The sequence below is a fragment of the Pseudomonas baltica genome (assembly GCF_014235765.1).
Classification (GTDB): Bacteria; Pseudomonadota; Gammaproteobacteria; order Pseudomonadales; family Pseudomonadaceae; genus Aquipseudomonas; species Aquipseudomonas baltica.
This window is the reverse complement of the sequence record NZ_JACMYH010000016.1, coordinates 1-2977: the sequence shown is the minus strand read 5'-3', so window position 1 is coordinate 2977 and position 2977 is coordinate 1. Positions and strand designations below refer to the sequence as shown.

General features: G+C 51.9%; 1 rRNA gene. It reads right to left on the bottom strand.

Annotation, left to right across the window (positions count from 1 at the left end):
• Positions 1 to 19: 19 nt before the first annotated feature.
• Positions 20 to 2913 (bottom strand): 23S ribosomal RNA (locus H7993_RS20650).
• Positions 2914 to 2977 lie beyond the last annotated feature (64 nt).

Below are 2977 nucleotides of genomic sequence, written 5' to 3'. Positions count from 1 at the left end.
CAAATTGCTTGGGTGTTATATGGTCAAGCCTCACGGGCAATTAGTATGGGTTAGCTCAACGCCTCACAGCGCTTACACACCCCACCTATCAACGTCGTAGTCTTCGACGGCCCTTCAGGGAACTCAAGGTTCCAGTGAGATCTCATCTTGAGGCAAGTTTCCCGCTTAGATGCTTTCAGCGGTTATCTTTCCCGAACATAGCTACCCGGCAATGCCACTGGCGTGACAACCGGAACACCAGAGGTTCGTCCACTCCGGTCCTCTCGTACTAGGAGCAGCCCCTCTCAAATCTCAAACGTCCACGGCAGATAGGGACCGAACTGTCTCACGACGTTCTAAACCCAGCTCGCGTACCACTTTAAATGGCGAACAGCCATACCCTTGGGACCGGCTTCAGCCCCAGGATGTGATGAGCCGACATCGAGGTGCCAAACACCGCCGTCGATATGAACTCTTGGGCGGTATCAGCCTGTTATCCCCGGAGTACCTTTTATCCGTTGAGCGATGGCCCTTCCATACAGAACCACCGGATCACTAAGACCTACTTTCGTACCTGCTCGACGTGTCTGTCTCGCAGTCAAGCGCGCTTTTGCCTTTATACTCTACGACCGATTTCCGACCGGTCTGAGCGCACCTTCGTACTCCTCCGTTACTCTTTAGGAGGAGACCGCCCCAGTCAAACTACCCACCATACACTGTCCTCGATCCGGATAACGGACCTGAGTTAGAACCTCAAAGTTGCCAGGGTGGTATTTCAAGGTTGGCTCCACGCAGACTGGCGTCCACGCTTCAAAGCCTCCCACCTATCCTACACAAGCAAATTCAAAGTCCAGTGCAAAGCTATAGTAAAGGTTCACGGGGTCTTTCCGTCTAGCCGCGGATACACTGCATCTTCACAGCGATTTCAATTTCACTGAGTCTCGGGTGGAGACAGCGCCGCCATCGTTACGCCATTCGTGCAGGTCGGAACTTACCCGACAAGGAATTTCGCTACCTTAGGACCGTTATAGTTACGGCCGCCGTTTACCGGGGCTTCGATCAAGAGCTTCGCTTGCGCTAACCCCATCAATTAACCTTCCGGCACCGGGCAGGCGTCACACCCTATACGTCCACTTTCGTGTTTGCAGAGTGCTGTGTTTTTAATAAACAGTCGCAGCGGCCTGGTATCTTCGACCGGCATGAGCTTACGGAGCAAGTCCTTCACCCTCACCGGCGCACCTTCTCCCGAAGTTACGGTGCCATTTTGCCTAGTTCCTTCACCCGAGTTCTCTCAAGCGCCTTGGTATTCTCTACCCAACCACCTGTGTCGGTTTGGGGTACGGTTCCTGGTTACCTGAAGCTTAGAAGCTTTTCTTGGAAGCATGGCATCAACCACTTCGTCGTCTAAAAGACAACTCGTCATCAGCTCTCGGCCTTAAGATCCCGGATTTACCTAAGATCTCAGCCTACCACCTTAAACTTGGACAACCAACGCCAAGCTGGCCTAGCCTTCTCCGTCCCTCCATCGCAATAACCAGAAGTACAGGAATATTAACCTGTTTTCCATCGACTACGCTTTTCAGCCTCGCCTTAGGGACCGACTAACCCTGCGTCGATTAACGTTGCGCAGGAAACCTTGGTCTTTCGGCGTGGGTGTTTTTCACACCCATTGTCGTTACTCATGTCAGCATTCGCACTTCTGATACCTCCAGCAAGCTTCTCAACTCACCTTCACAGGCTTACAGAACGCTCCTCTACCGCATCATCCTAAGATGATACCCGTAGCTTCGGTACCTGGTTTGAGCCCCGTTACATCTTCCGCGCAGGCCGACTCGACTAGTGAGCTATTACGCTTTCTTTAAAGGGTGGCTGCTTCTAAGCCAACCTCCTAGCTGTCTAAGCCTTCCCACATCGTTTCCCACTTAACCAGGATTTTGGGACCTTAGCTGACGGTCTGGGTTGTTTCCCTTTTCACGACGGACGTTAGCACCCGCCGTGTGTCTCCCATGCTCGGCACTTGTAGGTATTCGGAGTTTGCATCGGTTTGGTAAGTCGGGATGACCCCCTAGCCGAAACAGTGCTCTACCCCCTACAGTGATACATGAGGCGCTACCTAAATAGCTTTCGAGGAGAACCAGCTATCTCCGAGCTTGATTAGCCTTTCACTCCGATCCACAGGTCATCCGCTAACTTTTCAACGGTAGTCGGTTCGGTCCTCCAGTTAGTGTTACCCAACCTTCAACCTGCCCATGGATAGATCGCCCGGTTTCGGGTCTATACCCAGCGACTAAACGCGCTATTAACACTCGCTTTCGCTACGCCTCCCCTATTCGGTTAAGCTCGCCACTGAATATAAGTCGCTGACCCATTATACAAAAGGTACGCAGTCACCCAACAAAGTGGGCTCCCACTGCTTGTACGCATACGGTTTCAGGATCTATTTCACTCCCCTCTCCGGGGTTCTTTTCGCCTTTCCCTCACGGTACTAGTTCACTATCGGTCAGTCAGTAGTATTTAGCCTTGGAGGATGGTCCCCCCATATTCAGACAAGGTTTCTCGTGCCCCGTCCTACTCGATTTCATTGACAAGAGATTTTCGCGTACAGGGCTATCACCCACTATGGCCGCACTTTCCAGAGCGTTCCGCTAATCTCAAACCAACTTAAGGGCTGGTCCCCGTTCGCTCGCCACTACTAAGGGAATCTCGGTTGATTTCTTTTCCTCAGGGTACTTAGATGTTTCAGTTCCCCTGGTTCGCCTCTCATGCCTATGTATTCAGCATGAGATAACTGTCTTATGACAGCTGGGTTCCCCCATTCAGACATCTCCGGATCACAGTCTGTTTGCCGACTCCCCGAAGCTTTTCGCAGGCTACCACGTCTTTCATCGCCTCTGACTGCCAAGGCATCCACCGTATGCGCTTCTTCACTTGACCATATAACCCCAAGCAATCTGGTTATACTGTGAAGACGACATTCGCCGAAAATTCGCATTTACTC